Source organism: Deltaproteobacteria bacterium (assembly GCA_016930875.1).
GTDB lineage: Bacteria > Desulfobacterota > Desulfobacteria > Desulfobacterales.
On record JAFGFW010000024.1, the window covers coordinates 1 to 19,101 of the forward strand.

Consider the following 19,101-nt stretch of genomic DNA (forward strand, 5'->3'; position numbering starts at 1 on the left):
TCCCGCCAGACCCCCTCTACGGCCCGCACAGCCCCATTTGCTGACTACCTACCCAATTGCGCTTTCGCTATATAGAATATCCAGATCCCGCCTGAAATTCTTGACCAAATCCTGCCTTTGTAGTAATCTTTAAAAATTAATTTTTACATATAAGGAGACAGCCCATGCGTGTCCGGTCGTTGATGATTGAAGATCCCATTACCGTGTCAGAACGCACTTCCGTTCAAGAAGCCATTCACATCATGCAGGAGAACTCTATCCGGCACCTTCCTGTTGTAAGCCGGTCACAGAAGTTAGTCGGATGGGTCACCCTCGGAGATATGAAACAGGGTCTGCTTCCTGCTGTTGTCACTGGCCTGTCCCTGGCGGACCTGATGATCAGAGAGCCCGTTAGCATAAACCCCGACGCTAACGTTGAGACCGCCGCCCGGATCATTTTTGAAAAAAAGATCGGCGGCATGCCTGTTATCGATGACGGTAAGAAGGTGATAGGAATTATTACGGTTACGGATATTTTGGGCGCTTTCGTCAAAATCATGGGTATCCTGGCCAATGGATCGAGGGTCGAGGTAGACGTGGGGAATAAGCCGGACGGTTTTGAAGAGGTTTCACGCATAATCCACGATAATGGTGGTGAAATCGTCAGTGTTGGGATTGACCCTGAAGTCAGTGAAAAGAAAATCTTTTATTTCCGCCTCAAACGGTGTTTGACAGACACCATTGTGAAGGCGCTAAAGAAAAAGAAATACATAGTTCTCTCCTCTGACTGATAGCCCTCCGGCCGGTACGATTTGATTTCTATTTCGTAAACCACGTTTCCAAGATATATGTCTTCAGTATAGTTTTCGCCCCGGTCCTGACTCTCCCAATTTGACAACCCCTTGTCCGGGCTGTGTCAAAACTTTGACAAATTAAGAACATCTGGACCAAATTCATCCAAGCTCTTTCCCTGTATATCGCAACACACCCCCCCCTGGCTGTTTGAAACTCCGGGCAATTGTCTGCCTCCAGTATTTTGGCACGATTTATGCTGAACTGGCTATTGATTGAAATCGTAGTCGCCTCTGCCTTGTGTGCCGTTGACGCTTGTGGGGGCGGTCGGAGGCCTTCAACTTTCTCCAGAACGTGCTGACGCCCAAAGGCAATGTAATAGGGCTTCAGATAATGATTTTGGCAAGGCCAGATGGAGATTTTCGAGTAAGGCGTACACCATAGTGCGTCGTCGAGAAAATCGACCGATAACGCAGTCCAGAATCTTTATCTGGAACCCTATAGAACGGAGGGACTGCGATGAAACCAAGGCTAAATCCTGTTTGCAAGAAAGGCGAAAGAAACCTCTACTGCTTGTATTACGGAGATTGTCTGGATCATGCGGTGGGACATCGGTGGCGACACTGGAATTGTTCTGAGTGCTCACACAAATTCACACAAGAAGTTGTCAATGCCGTGAGAACCGTTGATGATTCAAACATATTCTATGAATTGCCCCCTTCCTTTTCCGCGGAGGTTTGGCACACCTTTGATTGAGTTGAAAATGAAAGAGAAGCCCAAGAGTGAAACTTCTCTCCCTATTGAGGAAATCCTAAAGGCCGCAGAAAGGTTGCCTCCGTTTCCGGCGGTGATCTGGAAGGTCATGTCTTTGCTTCGCAGAATGGCGCCCGCGAGCGAGATCGAAGCCGTGATCCAGTACGACCAGGCGATTGCGGCAAGGGTATTGGCTCTGAGTCGTTCTGCCTATTATGCTCGAAGGCATGCCATAGGTTCATTGAGGGATGCCATAGTCGCTCTCGGGGATGAGCAGTTGACCCGAGTCGTTATGACTGCCTGCGCAGGCCGTTATTTTGAGTCTGAGATTTCCGGCTATGAACTCAGGGAAGGCCAGTTGTGGCAACATGCCGTGGCAACGGCGCTGCTGGCCGAGACAGCGGCGCGTCGCCTCGGAGAGAAGAAGGTTATGACGGTTTACACGGCTGGGTTGCTCCACGACATTGGCAAAGCCGTGCTGAGTTTCTACGTAAAGACGTATCTGGATGCCATATTGATCCGAATGAGCAGAAAAGGCATACAGTTCCTCGATGCTGAGCGCCAGACACTGGGTATGGATCATCAGCAGTTGGGGGAGATGATCGCCAAACGTTGGCGTTTTCCTCCGGAAGTGGTCGCAGGTATTGGCTACCATCACTGTCCGAAAAAAGCAAAAGCTCATCAGGACATAGCCGCTGCAGTTTTCGTGGCCAACAGGACTGCCAAAGCCATGGGTTTTGGCTGCGGGATGGAGAGCCTTGTTGAGTCGTACGAGGATGATATTTTTCAGTTATTGGGGATCACTCCCGGCAAGGCGGCACAATTCTGGACAGATATGTCAGATGTGTCGGATGATATTAAGCACGTGGTGTCTGAGGAAAGCCGTGTCTTCGATTCCCGTCCTCACGACGCCTCCAGCCTGTAGATCTCGATGACCCTTTCTTTTCCCTTCAACTTGCGGGCCGGAAGGGAGACCAGGGACCCCAGCCCTTCTTCACAAATCCTGTCTTTGATCTCCTCGCTCACTGCCTTGCTGATGAGTATATTGTTTGGACCGGCGATCGACTGGAGGCGTTGTGCCACGTTTACGGCATCGCCGATGACCGTATAGTTCAAGTGGTCCTCCGACCCGATATAGCCCGCCACTACTTCCCCTGAATCAATTCCTACGGAGACCTCAAGAGGAGGCCAGTTATTGCGCTGGGCCTGAGCATTGAAACCCTTCAGGGCTTTGATCATCCCAATAGCTGTCTTTACAGCTCGCACGGGATCATCATCATGGGAAAGCGGGGCTCCAAAGAAGGCCATAATGCCATCTCCTATCAGCTTATCCAGAGTCCCATCGTGCTTGAATATGATCGGAGTCATGAGTGAAAAATAGGCATTCAATATATCTACAACCTTCTCTTGATCCAGGCCTTCAGACATGGAGGTAAAGCCGTGCAGATCTGCAAACAGGATGGTCACATTCTTCCGTTCTCCGCCCAGTTTTATGTTTCCTCCACTGTCAAATATCTTTTCTGTCACCGTCTTTGAGAAGAATCGACTCAGCAGTAGTCGTTGTTTTTCCTCCTTGAGCATTTGATGATACACGCGGAAAAGGATCACTGCGGTGGCGATCTGATCTGATACCAGGCTGAAGAAACGCACTTCGTTCTGACTAAAGCGCTTTGTTTCCGTATGCCGGAGGCAGAGAACGCCGATGGCTTTCTCATTGTGCATAACGGGGACACATAGCAACGAACCATCATGATCGTCTCTGTCTGTTTTTATGGAGGGATCATCACGGGCGTTATCAATTATTACGGGACTCCTTTGAAGGATTGCTTTGCCTGGGGCTCCGTCTTCAAGGCTCAAGAACGCGGTTTCGCCGGCGGATCTATTCAGGTCGCTTCGAGCCACAGTCTCGAGCGCTTGCAGCTCTTCGTTTACAAGCATAAGAGTGATGTTTTCTAACATTATATATTTTTTGATAATGTTCAATTGGTCTCGAAAGAAAGCCTCCTTGTCATGGAAGTTTGTAGATCGAAGGGTATTACCCAGTTCCTTGAGGATTGAGAGTTCCTTTATCTTGTTTTCATAATTATCCTGGATCTTGAGGAACTGCCTTTTAAAGACATCCCTTTCTTGCCCCAGCACGGTCTTCTCATCTGTTGTCTTTTGCCCGTTAGAGAACATGGGGAAACGTCCTTAGTCCAGAATTGCAAACAACTCCTGGTTATGTTCCAAAATGGCCACAGCATTCTGCGCCATTTTTTTCAGCTCTTCTGTGTCCAGGCCCTTAAAGAGTTGAGTCAATATATTCCAATGGCCGAAGGTCAACTGAAGAGGGAAGAGAGACTCCTCTTCGGGCGAATCCTTTGCTTGATAGTGCAGGTAGTCTGCCAGACCGATAATGGCAGCGAGCTGAGAGTGACCGGAAGCTGAGAAAGGCTGATGGTGAAATGCAATGGCCTGAACAAGAGCAACCGGCAGATTCCAGTGAGAGGCTAGAAACTTTCCAATAGCCGCATGATTCAAGCCCAGTCTTTCCTCTTCCAACTCAAAGAGAGGCAGATTGTGTTTTGCAATGTCAGCATGAATTTGTGCGTAGTGCTGAGGAAAGTTCTCCATAAGGAAGATCTTGCCAAAATCGTGGAGCAGACCCGCGGTGAAGGCCCCACTTTTTTGATGTTCCGGGAGTTTCTTGCATAAATCCTGGGCGATGAGGGCTGTGCCCATTGAATGATGCCATAACGTTTTTGGATCGTATGGCCCTTCAAGAGGGCTTGCCTCAAACACCTTTGCGGCTGCCAGGCCAAAGGATAGGTCTATGATCTCTTCTGTGCCGAGAATAACCACCACCTGCTTTACGGCGCCGATTTTTTGGGGAAAGCCGTAAAATGCCGAATTTACGATCTTGAGGAGCTTCGACGTCAGAGGAGGGTCGTTTTCGATGACCTTGGTCAGTTCATCGGCTGATGAATTGCGGTTTGACGCGATTCTGAATATGTGGGCTGCAATAGACGGCAGGGTCGGCAAAGTCTCTACTCGATTCAGCTTTGAAAGCACTTCCTGTTGGGTGCCCTTTCGCTCATCCAGGCCCTCTTCCAGCTCGATCTGACGAATAATTGCCTCCAAGTGGTGTTCTGCAGCCTTGTCGGAAATTGGTTGACATTGGGCATCTATCATTTCTCCCAGCGTTGCTACGAGTGGGGAATCAAAGGGTAACCTGGCTATGAACTGCCTTTCTTCGGTTTGCGGAAGCTGGCTGAGTCCCACCCACAATACCTGAGGATCCAGATCGGCAAGCCTTTTAAAGATCCTTCCTCGTGCCCTGGCAAGACAGCGCTGAAGGGGCGTCTTGGATTTTGCTTCGTCACTTGCTGAAAGACACGGCGCGGATTTTCCTTGCGGACCTGCTGTGTGAGCATCAGGCAGTCCGGGGCTACGCCCTTTTTTCCTTTTCACTTCTGCCAGCCGTATCAACCCCTGGATGCTTCGGCTTTCCTCCGGGAAGAGTGAATAACCCATGCTTATTCGAATCTCATTTCCCAGAAGCTCTTTAAAGACACGAGTTGCTTTGTTTCTGAGGTGCCCCACGCCTTGCTTGTCTGTGGAGAACCCCAGTAGGATTAGACGAGAATCATCAATTGCAATCACCGTGTCGCTTTCGCGGAAGCGGCCTCCAATTTGGTTTTCAAGGGGGCCCATCATGGACGGCAGGACTGATTCAGGCTCTTGTGAGGTCACCTGCGCCAAAAACAGGACCAGATTGGCTTTTGTTCTCAGGATCTTGCTCAACTCCTTATTCATTAACTCGTGATGCTTTTTTGAAATGACAAACGGATAGGATGAATCTGCCTTGACGGGCTCCAAAGACGTCCGGCAGCCGATTTTTTCTAAGGCTGTTTGAATCAACTCGCCATCATTCGTGGTGGAGACTTCCCAGAGCACACGCGGCGCCTTTGTGAGCAGGCTGCGGATTTTTTCCTCAGATAGGCCAAGCTCTTTACGAAAAAAAATGACAAGCTTCCGGAGCTGGGCGCCCGGGTCCAATCCTTCGAAAATGAGACGAAAACGAGTATCACTCATATTGACTCCATCACAAGAGTTACAGCAAAAGCCATGCCAGTGTTGTGTAATCAAGGGTCTTGTTCGTGGCCGAAAAACTAATCCAACGGACTTTAAGTATTGCAAGATAGAACCGAAGTATTGTATATTATTCAAATTAGGAAACATGCGGATTGGCACAGTCCTTGCTCAATGCTTTGGAAGTTCAACAAAGAAATGGGCGTCCCAGAAAGGTTTTTTTTGTTCACAAGGGAGGATATGTTTAAGAAATGCCACTCGATTGCAATAACGGCGCGGGACTCTTTCCCCAGGGAGGCGAAAAAGGAGACTTCTATGAAGAGAAGATTTTGCTGTTTGCTATCTTTTTCCCTGATTCTATTTTATGGTAATATCTGTACGTTATGTGGCGCAGAGCAAGAAGAGACGGCTGCTTTGGGTTCCGAGTTCTATCTTGGCCCCGGCGACGTTTTGGAGATGTCTGTCTGGAAGGATGAGGCGCTTTCCAGGCAGGTGGTGGTGAGGCCGGACGGAAAGATATCCTTTCCCCTCATTGGCGATGTGGTTGCCCGAGGACGAACCGTGGAGGAATTGAGACAGGTTGTAGAAGGCAAGATCAAGGTATATGTTCCGGATGCTCCGGTAACCGTTATGGTTGTCCAGGTGGGCAGTCCCAAAGTATATGTGGTCGGCAAGGTCGCCAAGCCGGGCCTCTATATTATGGGACAAAAGCTGAGGGTCATGCAGGTTCTGGCCATGGCAGGCGGGATGACCGCCTTTGCGAAAAAGGATGATATACTTATTATCAGAAAAGAGAATGCCCATCAGAGAGTCTTCAAATTCAACTACGGCAAGGTAGCCGGCGGCAAGGACCTGGACCAGAATATTTGCCTTGAAGCAGGCGATACGGTTGTAGTGCCCTGATGGTAGTGCAGTGTCTCAAAAGTTCAGTATTCTTATTGCTTTTTTCTCTGGGTATGGCGTGTTTCGTGGTCGTGGATGCCGGGGCCGCACAATACGTTGTCACCCCGTCTGTGGAGCTTCAGGAGACATACGATGATAACGTTTTCCTAAAAGAGATTGACGATTTCGAGCACCTTATCTCGCCGGGTCTTGTCTTTGATGTTCGAACAGAAAGGACGGAGCTAAAAGCCGGCGGCGCCTGGGATATCTCCGACTACCAGCGCCACAGCGAGCTCGACAGTGTGGACCAGACGTACGAGTTTTCCGCAAGTGTAAATCCGAGCGAACTGTGGCGCCTCGATTTTTCAGGACAGTACAAGGATGATTATACATTTATCTCGGCCCTGGAGGAATCCGGCATTATTGCTGACAGATCCAGGCGCAAACGCGCCACCCTTGAGCCCGGGGTCGCCATTGTTCTGGATCCTCGCAATACGTTGGAGTTTTCTTATGATTTTGTGAAGACCCAGTATGATCTGGAAAGGTACCCTGACTATCGCGTTCACGGCCCGAACCTGACCTGGATTCATGGCCTTATGAACGAACGCACCAGCATCATATGCTCGGCCGGCGCAACCCTGGTGGATTTCGAAGAAACCTCCGGGGATCTCAACGTGAGACAACGCACTTACCGTGGTCTGGCCGGCATTGATCACCGGTTTTCAGAGACACTCCAGTTAAGGCTCTTGGCAGGCGCAAGCTACACCGAGTCGAAGTTTCCGAGGGCCGGATTGAGTGTGGAGGAAAAGGACACAGGCCTTATTGTTGACGGCGCCCTGGAGTGGCGCCTTGAACGCCTCAGTCTTTCAGGGAACGTGAACCGCGATATTACACCGAGTATTTACGGCGAGAATGTCACCCGGGACAGGGTCAGGGCGGGCCTGAGATATCGGTTTACCGAAAAACTAAGGAGCGGCCTGAGCGTTTCATACTATCACACTGAAACGGACGGCCTGGTGGACCGCGAAAAGCGGCTCACATATTCGGTTCGCCCCTCAATGATCTACAGGTTTACAGAGGATGTGGACCTCCGGTTGGGGTATGCATACACCTGGACCGAGAATGAAATCACCGACTACTCGCAGGAGCGAAACCGCTTTTTTCTGGAACTGGCCGTGGCATGGCCGAAGACCTTTGATTGAATCCGCGACCAATAGAACATGAGAAATAGTTCACCCTAACGTCAAAGGGGTTTTTTATGGAACAAACTGCCGATATTCAGCAGTACTGGGACGTCATAAAGCGTAGGAAGTTTCAGATTATTATTCCTGCTGTGCTGGTCTTTTGTCTTTCTGTGGTCATCGCCTTTGTCTTGCCCCCGGTCTTTAGGTCAAGCGCCACAATTCTCATTGAGGCGCAGGAAATCCCCCAGGATATTGTCCGCACCACGGTGACAGGCTATGTGGAGGAACGGCTTCAGATGATCACGCAGATCGTGATGAGTCGCTCAAGACTCCTGGGCATTATCGGCCGTTTCGGGCTCTATGAGGATTTGAAGGACCGGTACACCACAGAAGAGATCGTCGAAAACATGCGCGAGGACATCCGGATGGAGCCCATCCAGGCGGAGGTGATCAACCCGCAATCTGGAAGGCCGGGATCAGCCACCATTGCCTTTACGCTCTCCTATGAGGGAAAAAATCCCGCGAAGGTAGCCCAGGTTGCCAATGTGCTTACTTCCCTTTATCTGGAAGAAAACCTGAAAAATCGCGAAGAAAAGGCCAGGACCACGTTTGAATTCTTTGAAACCCAACTGGCGCAACTCCGTTCGGAGATCCTTGAAACCGAGGCCAGGATCGCCGAGTTTAAGAATAAGTACATAAGCGTGCTTCCCGAGCTCATGCAGGTGAACCTGCAGACCATGGAGCGGCTTCAGAGGGAGATCGGCGTTAAGGGAGAACTGATCAAGACCCTGGTCAACCGGAAGATCTATCTGGAGGGCCAGTTGGCAACCTTGGAACCGGTCATGTACACTGTGAGCCTGGAAGGCAAAAGGGTCATGACACCGAAACAAGAGCTTGAGATCTTGCGAAGCGAATACCTGGGGCTCCGCGCCACCCTTGCTGATGAGCATCCGGACGTGATTGGAATGAAGAAAAAACTGGATGCCCTGGAAGGCGAGGTGGCCACGCGCGAAGACTTGCGTAAGAGGTACGGGAAACTCCATGACAAGGAGACGCAACTTGCTCTGATCTCAAAAAAGTTTTCGGAAAAACATCCTGACGTGATCAGGCTCGACAAGGAGGTTGCCCGGCTGAAGGCCGAGGTCGAAGCGCTTTCTCAAAAACAGAGCGTGCTCAGGGCAGAAGACGAAAAACCGGAAAATCCCTCTTACATCAACCTCCAGACCCAAATCGCATCTACGCAGATGGAGATTGAAAGCGCCCAGAAAGATCTCAATGTCTTAAAGGAAGGATACCAGGACTATCAAAAGAGAGTGGAAGTCACCCCGCAGGTGGAGCAGCAATACCGGGCCCTGGAGCGGGATTACGGCAATGCCCAGGCAAAATATCAGGAAACCATGAGCAGGCTTATGGCCGCAAGGGAGGCCAAAGGCCTTGAGGAGAGCCGCATGGGGGAGAAGTTCACCCTCGTAGACCCGCCCATCACACCGGAAAAACCTGACAGGCCCAACCGGTTGGCTATACTCCTTATAGGCTTGGTGCTGGCAGCAGGCGCAGGAGTCGGTTTTGGCTCCATGGCCGAGTATATGGACCATTCCGTGCGTCGAGCCGACGAGCTGGCAAAGGTGGCTGGACATCCCGTGCTGGCAGTGATTCCTTATTTGGAAACAGCGCAAGACCGTGCAAAAAGGCTATGGAGGAGATTGGCCTTTATTGGCGCTACCGTTGGGCTTATCGTGGGCGGATTGGGCGTCTTGCATTACTTATACAGGCCGCTCGATATTTTGTGGATTCAGATCATGCGCGAGCTTTACATCGGTTTTTGAGAAGGGATTTAGGGATTCCGGTTTATCCGGGTCAGGTGTGTCATATGAGCAAAATAGAAAAGGCCCTGGAGCGGGCAAGGAAAATGCGTCAGGAAGGTCAAGAGCAAGTTGAAGGCTACAGACCTTCCGAGGTGTCTCGCCTTCAGGTTGGGGAACCTGCATATATCAAGACAAAAGTGATGTCCCTGGACAGGGGCCACCTTGAGAGACACCGGGTGATGACGCTCATGGATAACCCGGAAGTCATGGACTATTACAACCTTTTGCGCACCCAGGTGCTTCAAAAAACCCGCCACAATGGGCATAACACCATCATGATCACCAGCGTTCTGCCAGGCGAGGGCAAGACTATCACGGCCATTAACCTGGCTGTGAGTATTGCCAGGGAGGTCAAGCAGACCGTTCTTCTGGTGGATACGGACCTTCGGAACCCAAAGATCCACGACTATCTGGGCTGTGATGCGGAAAAAGGCCTTTCAGATTATCTGCAAAATGATGTTCCGGTGGGCGACCTTCTCGTTAATCCCGGGATAGCCAAGATGGTGGTGCTGCCGGCCGGAAGGCCTCTTCAAGGATCTACGGATATCCTGGGTTCTCCCAAGATGGAAAAGCTGGTCGAGGAGATGAAGCGTCGCTACGCGGAGCGCTACGTTATTTTCGACTGCCCCCCGGTTCTTAGCGTTCCCGACGCATTGGTTTTTTCCTCCTATGTAGACGGCGTGATCCTTGTGGTAGAGGCGGGTAGAACTACGAAAGACCAAATCCGCAAGGCTGTTGAGGTTTTTGAGGATAAGAACATTGTCGGCCTGGTCATGAACAGGGGCGACAGTGGCTCACGCGGGTATTACTACTAGTGTACACAAAATTTTACGGTTTTAGAGAAAAGCCGTTCAATATCATCTCCGATCCCAGTTTTCTCTATATGAGCGCCAAGCACCGGATGGCTCTCACTTATCTCGAATACGGATTCGTAGATGGGATCGGCTTTATCCTGCTCACCGGAGAGATCGGCACCGGAAAGACCACCCTCATCAAACAATTCCTGAAACAGATCGGCACAGACATTGAGGTGGCGGTCATCTTTAACACCAACGTTACGGCTGATCAGCTTCTGGAAATGATCGTTGAGGAGTTCGAATTAGAGGCGCCGGCACATGGCAAGGGGAGGCGCCTCGATGTCCTGAATCAGTTTCTCATCAACAAGCACGGTCTTGGCCGGAGAGTGGTCCTGATCGTAGACGAGTCCCAGAACCTTTCCCAGGACGCACTGGAAGAGATCCGCATGCTCTCCAACCTCCAGACGGACAAGGCTCTGCTGCTTCAAATCCTGCTGGTGGGCCAACCGGCCTTGCGCACCCGCCTTCAACATCCCTCCTTGGCCCAGCTCAGCCAACGTATTGCGGTGAGTTATCACCTTGAGCCTCTGAACCTGGAAGAGACCAATAGCTATATCGCCCACCGTCTAAAAGTGGCTGGAGCAAAAAACCAGGAACTCTTCAAGCCTGAAGCCGTTGAACTTATTTTTCAATATTCGGGCGGCACTCCCCGTACCATCAACATTTTGTGCGATGCAGCCCTGGTATATGGCTATGCCGATGAGGCGGCCGCGATCGAAGGCGAGGTTATCGAACATGTGGTCAGGGATAGGCAGGAGATAGGCTTTCTTACTACTGCCAAGTCTGGCGAGAAGGTTCAGGCACGGAGTGAAGAGAGTGGGGGGATGGAGGACGGCACAGGTTTGGTGGGCCGAGTTGAGAGTATTGAACAGCAGGTTTTTCATCTTTCTTCCAAAGTAGACTGGCATATCAAGGAGCAGGAACAAAGGGCAGAAAGTTTCAAGGATACCCTGGTGCAAAGGCTCGAAACAATGCTCGCAGAGGAGCGGAAGCGCACGGACCGGCTGTTGATTCAGTACAACCTCTTAAGGGACAGATTGAACTTGAACAAGCTCAAATCGGAAGGAAAGAAGGTCCCCTCGCTGGAGAGAAAATCCCAGGCCTTTGATTTTGCTGACGAACAAACAGAAGCTAAGAGCAAAGAGGGCAGCAGGCGCAGAGGGCGTTTGAGGAAGTGGTTTTCTAAGTAGCGGAATACGATTACGACCGCGCCGACTTCGCCATGCCTACTTCGCCGAAGCTTCGAAGGCTGAAAGTAGCGCTGGCTACGACGGCTGAAAGGGAGAAATCTTATACTGTCAGTATGTCATACCGGAAAGATTTCTCCCTGGCCCAGACCGGGCTTTTCTCTCCTGGGCACTGTCCAACTTCTGTTGCGCCAGGGCGGGCGCTTCGCTCGAAATGACACCGCCATCAGCTGGGATGAAGTTTTGTGCGAAGGCGTAAATTTTGGATGTTTTGAAAAGAAAGGTGCGCTTTGAGACCTTTGAAAAATGTTCAATTTTGTTCAAGTTCAAGGAACGCGAGAATTTTAACCGCAGGAATACATTGAGTATTTTGAGGATTGAAATTTGACCGTGACGCAGAAATTGAGCAAAAGGGGGCGTTTTTCAAAGGTCTCGCTTTGGATGTACCCGAGGGGGCGGAGCTGTGTGGGAAGCGGCGAAGCCGCGCAGTATAAAATCGCGGAGCGATTATATTTATGAAACCTGAGCATGACTACTCGGAAAGCCTGCTTGTCCATTTCAGGCGTATTGAAAGTCTGAAAGAATCTGCCCTTGGTTATCCCTCGATGCATCTGAACAAGAGACAGCTTTGTGACCTGGAACTACTTCTGAACCGGGCATTCTATCCTCTCACAGGCTACCTTGGGCGGGAGGACTATGAAGGTGTTGTCGAGGATATGCGCCTTGCCGATGGCGCTGTGTGGCCCATGCCGATCTGCCTGGATGTGAACGAGGAAATGGCCCTGAGCCTTGAGAAGGGCCGGCTCGTTGCCCTCAGAGATGAGGAAGGGTTCATGCTCGCTGTGCTTACCGTAGGAGATATATGGAAGCCTGATAAGAGCGTGGAAGCCCGATGTGTGTTTGGCGCTGATGATCCTGATAAACATCCGGGTGTGAGGGATCTGTACGAACATGTGGGGCCATGGTATGTGGGAGGGTCTCTCGAGGGGTTGCATCTGCCCATTCACTACGATTTCAGAGAGCTGAGGCTTACGCCTGCGGAAATTCACCGGCGGTTTTCCCAGAATGGCTGGCGTCACGTGATAGGTTTTCAAACCGAGAAACACCTTCATTGCGCCCACAAGGAAATGACCCTGAGGGCCGCCCGTGAGGCAGGCGCGAGCATTTTGCTCCAGCCCGTTGTGGGCCTGACGCACCCGGGAGATCTGGACCACTATACCCAGGTGCGGTGTTACCAGGAAATCGTAAAAAAATATCCCAAGAACATGATTATGCTCGGCTTGATTCCGCTGGCCATGCGCAAGGCAGGGCCAAGGGAGGCCCTGTGGCATGCCGTTATCCGCAAGAACTATGGGTGCAGTCATTTTATGGTGGCCGCGGATCATGCGGACCCCTTTGCCCATAACAGCGGCAATGAGAAGTTTTACCCCATGGGCGCTGCCCAGGACATGGTGCAGTCCTTTGAGGAGGAGACCGGCATCAGAATGGTTCCACTCCAAAAAATGGTTTATGTGGAAGAGAAGGCCGAGTATATTCCCGAAGGCGACGTGGAGCCCGGAATGAACGTGAAGCAGATCTCCTCCAGCGAACTGCGGCGCAGGCTGGAGAACGGTCTGGCTATACCCGAATGGTTTTCGTACCCGGAAGTTGTGGCCGAGCTCAGGCTGGCCTATCCGCCCCGCTCAAAGCAAGGGTTTACCGTATTCATAACAGGACTGTCCGGGGCAGGCAAATCCACTCTTGCAAAAGTATTGATGGTAAAGTTCATGGAACTGCGCGACAGGCCTGTGACCCTTCTGGATGGCGACATTGTGAGAAGGAATCTTTCAAGCGAGCTTAGCTTTTCAAAAGATCACAGGAATCTAAACATAACCCGGATCGGATTTGTGGCAAGCGAGATCACAAAAAACGGTGGAATCGCCATCTGTGCGCCCATTGCTCCCTACGAGGAGTCGAGACGGCACAATCGCGAGCTCATTAGTCGTTATGGGGGCTATGTCGAGGTTTACCTTTCAACTCCCCTGGATGTTTGCGAGCAGCGGGACCGCAAAGGGCTCTATGCCAAGGCCAGGGCAGGAATCATAAAGGGGGTTACGGGTGTTGATGATCCCTATGTACCCCCGTCTGATCCTGAACTCGTGATTGACACTACCGAGGCGAGCCCGGACGAAGCCGCACAAGAGGTTTTGCTTTATCTCGAAGAGCAGGGGTATATCAGATAATGAAAAAAGCGCTTATAACCGGCATAACAGGTCAAGACGGGGCTTACCTTGCTGATTTTTTGCTCAAAAAGGGTTACGAGGTCCATGGAATCAAGAGAAGGGCTTCGTCATTTAACACAGGCCGTGTGGACCACCTTTACAAAGATCCCCACGATCTGGACGTCCGTTTCTTCATGCATTATGGTGATCTTACGGATGCCACAAACCTGATTCGCATCATCCAGGACGTTCAGCCCGACGAGGTATACAATATTGCCGCTCAGAGCCATGTCATGGTCTCATTTGAGACGGCAGAGTACACTGCTAACGCCGATGCGCTGGGGACACTGCGCCTCCTTGAAGCTATCAGGATTCTGAACCTCGAGGATAAGACCAGATTTTATCAAGCCTCCACAAGTGAGCTCTACGGAAAGGCCCAGGAGGTTCCCCAGCGCGAAACCACACCATTTTACCCCCGGAGCCCGTATGCAGCAGCAAAGCTTTATGCGTATTGGATAACCGTCAACTACCGTGAGGCGTACAATATGTTCGCTTGCAATGGGATTCTTTTTAACCACGAATCACCCGTCAGGGGGGAAACCTTTGTGACCCGCAAGATTACAAGGGCAGTGGCGCGCATCAAACTGGGGCTGCAAGAAAGCCTGTACCTGGGCAACTTGAACGCCAAGAGGGATTGGGGCTTTGCCGGGGACTTTGTGAGAGGCATGTGGTTGATGCTCCAGCAAGAAAAACCACGGGATTATGTAATTGCCACCGGCCAAACCCATGCAGTACGGGAGTTTGTGGAGAAAAGTTTTCAAGAAGTCGGGATCGAGATAGTCTGGGAAGGCTCTGGGGTGGATGAAGTCGGAAAGGATAGGGACATGGGCAAGGTCCTCGTTCAGATCGACCCTAGGTATTTCCGGCCGACAGAAGTCGACTTCCTGCTGGGCGATGCCTCAAAGGCAAGGCAAGATCTCGGCTGGGAACCAAAGGTGAGCTTTGACAAACTAGTGAAAATCATGGTCCAGGAAGATCTGAAAGAAGCCGAAAGAGATCAATTGTGCAGCAGCGCGGGCTTTCGTACCTTTAATCAGTTTGAATAACCGGTCAAACCAACAAAACCTATGAAGCAAAATTCCAAAATTTACGTCGCAGGCCACGGGGGGCTGGTCGGGTCTGCCATCGTTCGCAAACTCAAGGCTGAAGGCCACACAAATATCATCACCCGCACCCGTTCGGAACTCGATCTTACAAGGCAGGCAAAGGTTGAAGAGTTCTTTGACAAACAAAGCCCGGAATATGTCTTCCTCGCTGCCGCAAAGGTTGGGGGGATCTGGGCCAACAATATCTACAGGGCTGATTTTATGTATTCTAATCTGGCCATTGAAACCAACATCATCCATGCTTCATATATATACGAAGTAAAAAAGCTTCTGTTCCTGGGCAGTTCTTGCATTTACCCCAGAGACTGCCCACAGCCCATGAAGGAAGAATATCTCCTGTCAGGATATCTTGAGCCGACCAACGAACCTTATGCAGTTGCAAAAATCGCCGGTATCAAGATGTGCCAATCCTATAACCACCAGCACGGAACGCGCAACATAAGCGTCATGCCCACCAACCTCTACGGGCCAAAGGACAATTTTGATCTTGAGACATCCCATGCAATGCCCGCCCTTATCAGAAAAGTCCACCTGGCAAAACTTGCCGCCGAAGGCCACTGGGACGACATTCAAAAAGACGAAAAAATCTACGGCCCAATCCCTGATGTCATAAAACATTCATTTGGAATCAATCGTGCAACAAATAAACCACTCAACGAATCAACTACTCAACCAAAAATAATTCTTTGGGGCACAGGCAATCCCAGAAGGGAGTTTCTCCATGTGGATGATCTTGCTGACGCCTGCCTCTATCTTATGGACAATTATGAGAGTGATGACATCATCAATGTCGGCTCCGGCAAGGATCTGACCGTACGAGAATTGGGGGAACTCATTGCCCGTGTTGTGGGATTTGAGGGGCGAATAACTTATGATCCGAGCAAGCCGGACGGAACACCGCGAAAACTCCTGGACGTTTCAAAATTGCAGAGCCTGGGATGGCAACCCAAGATAACTCTGGAGGACGGCATCCGAAAAACATATGAATGGTACGTGAATAATCCCTGACACGGATGAAATCTGCTGGGCAAAATACCATCCTTTTAAGATCCATTCAGGCCTCCATTGAAGCAGGAAATGCCATTCTTGAAGTCTACCATTCGGATTTTGCCGTAGAGAAAAAGGCAGATAACACGCCTTTGACACTTGCCGACAAACGTTCCCATGAAATAATTATTTCGTATCTCGTGGAATTTGATATCCCTATCCTTAGCGAAGAGGGAAAAGATGTTGCGTATGAGGAAAGGAAATCATGGGACACACTATGGATCGTTGACCCCCTTGACGGAACCAAGGAGTTCGTCAATCGAAACGGTGAGTTCACAGTGAACATCGCCCTGGTAGAGAAGGGCAGGCCTGTGCTGGGCGTGATCTTTGTTCCCGAAAGACACACTCTCTATTTTGCTGCGCAGGATCTTGGAACATACAAGGCAGAAAAGAGTGAAGTAGTCGGTCTGTTGGGTGAAGAAAAAAGAGGAAGTAAAAGCCCTGCCTTGTTAGACAGCATCATTAATTGCTCAACCAGATTGCGGGAAAAGGCCGTTTCCGGATACAAATCAGGTAATAGGCCACTGACCATAGTTGGAAGCCGGTCTCATCCCACAGCCGAACTTAATGCCTTTATTGAGGAAAAGCGCCGGCAATACGGCAATATCGAATTTGTCTCAGCAGGGAGCTCTTTGAAGTTCTGTCTCATTGCTGAAGGCATGGCGGACATATATCCTCGATTAGGGCCGACAATGGAATGGGATACCGCAGCCGGTCAGGTGATTGCGGAGAACGCCGGCGCCACTGTCCTGCGCTACGATGACGGCAAACCTCTTTCCTACAATAAGGAGAGCTTGCTGAATCCGTGGTTTGTAGTTAGTGCCTAACATGGCTTAGATAGTCAATGAATCCGTGCCGGCAATCCTAATCCCTTCTTCTCTGCAAAAACTCGGGACTTATTTCTCAGGAATCGAAAAGTAAAGGACGTCCCCAACTTGTCGCCAAGGCAAAAAAGTTAACGTGTCCAACTTTGGATCTCTGGAGGTTCGAACCGCGTCGCTTGTGGCCCGGGGTTGCCGGGCATAACCATAGCGACTTTGGAAACTCGGTTCACATTGGCAAAGAAGAGGGGGCTTCCAAAAAGACTTGACAAATCTACATAGCAGGATGTCCCTAAGTACGCCCTCCCTTTCCTTCTTGAATCTCTTGAGGCCTTGTGTTAAAGATTTCGTATGAAAGCAGATGATATTACATCTATAGTTGATCCACAAGTCATCAGCGAGTGGTTAAAGAAAGCCGACGAGGATTTCGATTTCGGTGTGTCAGTTCTTGATGATTCGACCTTCTATGACGAGATCAAGAGGTTGCTTGATCTTTGACCTTGTCTTCAGTTCCTTCGTGAATCCAGTGCAACGGGTCCCTGCTTGATTTTACCTAACACCTAAAGCGTAAAACATAAAAGCAATCTTTTTCCCATTCACTGCTGACTGTTCAGGGTCAGAAAATAGAGAGAACGTCATATTATCATGGCCGTCCAGAAAATTCTTCACTGGTGCCTCAAACAGCGCCGGAGGCGCCAAATGTCTGTGTGAATCTGCGGGTGTCTGCGGTTAGATCATGCTCCTTTGTTTGTGCTTAGCTTTTTGCCTCCAACCTCAAACCGGACGCCTCAAGCAGCGCCGGAGGCGCTCAATGGCGTCTCCAATTCACCGTGAGCAGAGAAACTTATAATACAATGTCCCCGAGTCCCCAACCGAGTCCCCCGTCCCAAATCGCCATCGGCAAAGTGCGGTTGACGGGTAGGAGGTATTTGAGGAGGTAACCATATGCTTATTGAACATGTCAATAAAGCGATGAGTAAGGCGGTTTACGATAAGCTGGAAGATGGCACTTTCTCGGGCAATATTCCGCAGTGTCCTGGCGTCGTCGCTTTTGGAGAAACACTGTATCAATGCCAGCAAGAATTGAGATCTTCTCTTGAGGGATGGTTGCTTGTAAAAATCAGGCATGGTGATAAATTGCCGGTGATAGGCAGGATTAATCTAAACAAAAGAATGCCTGTTTCTCAAAAGGCGATCGCCCATGGGTAAATGGAAGCCATGTAAGCGAAGAGATTTCATAAAGCAGCTAAAGAAACTAGGTTTCGGATCACCTGAACCGGGAGGACGTCATTTCTATATGCGTCATGGTACATACACACTCACTCTACCAACTAGTAAGAAAGCATGGTTGACAATTTCTTACCCGTAGTGTAATCTAAAAATTATTATCAATTCTAATCATTGAGGTGAGACAAATGGAAACCATATCATCCAAGGTCACATCAAAAGGACAGGTTGTAATCCCCAAAAGACTGAGGGAAAAGTATGGGATACGGTCGGCCACAGCGATTCGCTGGATCGAAAAGGATCAAGGTATTTTGATGGTACCCGAGTCCGAGGATCCGATTGTGGCGGCCCGAGGAATGTTGAAGGGTTCCGGAATATTGAAAGCCTATTCGAAAGAAAAAAGACGCGAAAAACAAAGGGAGAATAAGAGAATTGCAAGGACCAAATAGCTTTGTCCTCGATAGTTATGCCTTAATTGGATATCTCGAAAATGAATCTTTTTCTGGCCAGATCCAGCATGTTCTCACTCAGGCAAAGAATGGAGCCTCTCGCCTATATATCCACGCAATTCATATAGGTGAGGTTTATTATATTACATTGAGGGAACAAGGCAAGAGTTTGGCAGACCTAGCCTACTCCAGAATTAAAGCTTTGCCGATAAAGCTGATCGATCGCATAGATGAAGAACTTCTTCTGGCAGCTGCCGGTCTTAAAGCAAGGTATCCTATTTCGTATGCGGATTCCTTTGCTGCGGCTTTGGCGATGATCAAGAGCTGTCCCCTTCTAACAGGAGACTCAGAATTCAAATCGCTTGAAAAACAAGGAATAATCAGCATCAAGTGGCTTATGTAGACCCTGACGTTGCAAAAGTCGAGGATGCCGCAGATTCAAGGCGGCCCATGCGACAGGCTCAGGGTGAGGCTGTAGTCGGCTACGCCGAACTCTTGCCAACAAAGGAGATGCGGTATCCTCGGCTTTCCCTAAGGGTAAACAACTTGGCTGTTTTTCTAGTTTTCTGCATATCACTCGCAGTGAATTCCTCAAAACTGCTCAAAAAGGCCGCAAAGAA

Annotated in this window: 18 protein-coding genes; 16 read left to right on the top strand and 2 right to left on the bottom strand. The window is 50.1% G+C overall.

Annotation, left to right across the window (positions count from 1 at the left end; all coding sequences use genetic code 11):
• Positions 1-164 precede the first annotated feature (164 nt).
• Together JW883_02430 and JW883_02435 are read left to right on the top strand one after the other, a co-directional pair.
• Positions 165-770, top strand: coding sequence for a CBS domain-containing protein (locus JW883_02430; GenBank protein MBN1841122.1), 606 nt, complete (start codon positions 165-167; stop codon positions 768-770).
• A gap of 764 nt (positions 771-1,534) precedes the next feature.
• Positions 1,535-2,449 carry an HDOD domain-containing protein gene (locus tag JW883_02435; protein ID MBN1841123.1) on the top strand — a complete coding sequence of 305 codons (915 nt, stop codon included), beginning with the start codon at positions 1,535-1,537 and terminating at the stop codon, positions 2,447-2,449.
• Here JW883_02435 and JW883_02440 read toward each other — a convergent pair.
• Positions 2,428-3,702 carry a GAF domain-containing protein gene (locus tag JW883_02440; GenBank protein MBN1841124.1) on the bottom strand — a complete coding sequence of 425 codons (1,275 nt, stop codon included), beginning with the start codon at positions 3,700-3,702 and terminating at the stop codon, positions 2,428-2,430. The genes JW883_02435 and JW883_02440 overlap by 22 nt on opposite strands.
• Positions 3,703-3,714: 12 nt before the next feature.
• Entirely contained in the window at positions 3,715-5,598 is a 1,884-nt protein-coding gene (locus tag JW883_02445) for an HDOD domain-containing protein (GenBank protein MBN1841125.1), read from the bottom strand.
• A 312-nt stretch (positions 5,599-5,910) separates the two neighbouring features.
• Here JW883_02445 and JW883_02450 point away from each other — a divergent pair, with 312 nt between their 5' ends.
• The 14 genes from JW883_02450 to JW883_02515 all read left to right on the top strand — a co-directional run.
• Positions 5,911-6,498: a polysaccharide biosynthesis/export family protein gene (locus tag JW883_02450; GenBank protein ID MBN1841126.1), complete on the top strand. Its 588-nt coding sequence runs from the start codon at positions 5,911-5,913 to the stop codon at positions 6,496-6,498.
• Positions 6,498-7,679 (top strand): outer membrane beta-barrel protein, encoded by a 1,182-nt coding sequence (locus JW883_02455; protein MBN1841127.1) that lies wholly within the window; start codon positions 6,498-6,500, stop codon positions 7,677-7,679. The genes JW883_02450 and JW883_02455 overlap by 1 nt, the downstream gene beginning before the upstream one ends.
• Before the next feature lie 56 nt (positions 7,680-7,735).
• Complete coding sequence (locus JW883_02460) at positions 7,736-9,487, top strand: lipopolysaccharide biosynthesis protein (GenBank protein ID MBN1841128.1); 1,752 nt, start codon at positions 7,736-7,738, stop codon at positions 9,485-9,487.
• Positions 9,488-9,531: 44 nt separating this feature from the next.
• Complete coding sequence (locus JW883_02465) at positions 9,532-10,341, top strand: polysaccharide biosynthesis tyrosine autokinase (GenBank protein ID MBN1841129.1); 810 nt, start codon at positions 9,532-9,534, stop codon at positions 10,339-10,341.
• A complete protein-coding gene (locus tag JW883_02470; protein ID MBN1841130.1) occupies positions 10,341-11,573 on the top strand; it encodes an AAA family ATPase in 1,233 nt (410 codons plus the stop codon). Before JW883_02465 ends, JW883_02470 begins: the two co-directional genes overlap by 1 nt.
• A gap of 512 nt (positions 11,574-12,085) precedes the next feature.
• The gene (locus JW883_02475; protein MBN1841131.1) at positions 12,086-13,792 is read left to right on the top strand and encodes a bifunctional sulfate adenylyltransferase/adenylylsulfate kinase; all 1,707 of its coding nucleotides are present in this window, start codon (positions 12,086-12,088) and stop codon (positions 13,790-13,792) included.
• Positions 13,792-14,877, top strand: coding sequence for a GDP-mannose 4,6-dehydratase (gene gmd / locus JW883_02480; GenBank protein ID MBN1841132.1), 1,086 nt, complete (start codon positions 13,792-13,794; stop codon positions 14,875-14,877). Before JW883_02475 ends, gmd begins: the two co-directional genes overlap by 1 nt.
• A 21-nt stretch (positions 14,878-14,898) precedes the next feature.
• Complete coding sequence (locus JW883_02485) at positions 14,899-15,945, top strand: GDP-L-fucose synthase (protein ID MBN1841133.1); 1,047 nt, start codon at positions 14,899-14,901, stop codon at positions 15,943-15,945.
• Positions 15,946-15,950: 5 nt separating this feature from the next.
• On the top strand, positions 15,951-16,811 hold the full coding sequence (locus JW883_02490) for a 3'(2'),5'-bisphosphate nucleotidase CysQ (protein ID MBN1841134.1): 861 nt from the start codon (positions 15,951-15,953) through the stop codon (positions 16,809-16,811).
• 345 nt (positions 16,812-17,156) lie between these two features.
• Entirely contained in the window at positions 17,157-17,303 is a 147-nt protein-coding gene (locus JW883_02495; GenBank protein MBN1841135.1) for a hypothetical protein, read from the top strand.
• Between the two features lie 447 nt (positions 17,304-17,750).
• Positions 17,751-18,014, top strand: a complete 264-nt coding sequence (locus JW883_02500; protein ID MBN1841136.1) for a type II toxin-antitoxin system HicB family antitoxin — start codon at positions 17,751-17,753, stop codon at positions 18,012-18,014.
• A 206-nt stretch (positions 18,015-18,220) separates the two neighbouring features.
• Complete coding sequence (locus JW883_02505; GenBank protein MBN1841137.1) at positions 18,221-18,481, top strand: AbrB/MazE/SpoVT family DNA-binding domain-containing protein; 261 nt, start codon at positions 18,221-18,223, stop codon at positions 18,479-18,481.
• Positions 18,465-18,884, top strand: coding sequence for a type II toxin-antitoxin system VapC family toxin (locus tag JW883_02510; protein MBN1841138.1), 420 nt, complete (start codon positions 18,465-18,467; stop codon positions 18,882-18,884). Before JW883_02505 ends, JW883_02510 begins: the two co-directional genes overlap by 17 nt.
• Positions 18,872-19,101 (top strand): hypothetical protein (locus tag JW883_02515; GenBank protein MBN1841139.1); only part of this gene is annotated, 230 nt, incomplete at its 3' end. The genes JW883_02510 and JW883_02515, both read left to right, overlap by 13 nt.

Coding starts and splice junctions, on each gene's coding strand:
- JW883_02430 (MBN1841122.1), top strand. CDS start 165: ATGCGTGTCCGGTCGTTGATGATTGAAGATCCCATTACCGTGTCAGAA.
- JW883_02435 (MBN1841123.1), top strand. CDS start 1,535: ATGAAAGAGAAGCCCAAGAGTGAAACTTCTCTCCCTATTGAGGAAATC.
- JW883_02440 (MBN1841124.1), bottom strand. CDS start 3,702: ATGTTCTCTAACGGGCAAAAGACAACAGATGAGAAGACCGTGCTGGGG.
- JW883_02445 (MBN1841125.1), bottom strand. CDS start 5,598: ATGAGTGATACTCGTTTTCGTCTCATTTTCGAAGGATTGGACCCGGGC.
- JW883_02450 (MBN1841126.1), top strand. CDS start 5,911: ATGAAGAGAAGATTTTGCTGTTTGCTATCTTTTTCCCTGATTCTATTT.
- JW883_02455 (MBN1841127.1), top strand. CDS start 6,498: ATGGTAGTGCAGTGTCTCAAAAGTTCAGTATTCTTATTGCTTTTTTCT.
- JW883_02460 (MBN1841128.1), top strand. CDS start 7,736: ATGGAACAAACTGCCGATATTCAGCAGTACTGGGACGTCATAAAGCGT.
- JW883_02465 (MBN1841129.1), top strand. CDS start 9,532: ATGAGCAAAATAGAAAAGGCCCTGGAGCGGGCAAGGAAAATGCGTCAG.
- JW883_02475 (MBN1841131.1), top strand. CDS start 12,086: ATGAAACCTGAGCATGACTACTCGGAAAGCCTGCTTGTCCATTTCAGG.
- gmd (MBN1841132.1), top strand. CDS start 13,792: ATGAAAAAAGCGCTTATAACCGGCATAACAGGTCAAGACGGGGCTTAC.
- JW883_02485 (MBN1841133.1), top strand. CDS start 14,899: ATGAAGCAAAATTCCAAAATTTACGTCGCAGGCCACGGGGGGCTGGTC.
- JW883_02490 (MBN1841134.1), top strand. CDS start 15,951: ATGAAATCTGCTGGGCAAAATACCATCCTTTTAAGATCCATTCAGGCC.
- JW883_02495 (MBN1841135.1), top strand. CDS start 17,157: ATGAAAGCAGATGATATTACATCTATAGTTGATCCACAAGTCATCAGC.
- JW883_02500 (MBN1841136.1), top strand. CDS start 17,751: ATGCTTATTGAACATGTCAATAAAGCGATGAGTAAGGCGGTTTACGAT.
- JW883_02505 (MBN1841137.1), top strand. CDS start 18,221: ATGGAAACCATATCATCCAAGGTCACATCAAAAGGACAGGTTGTAATC.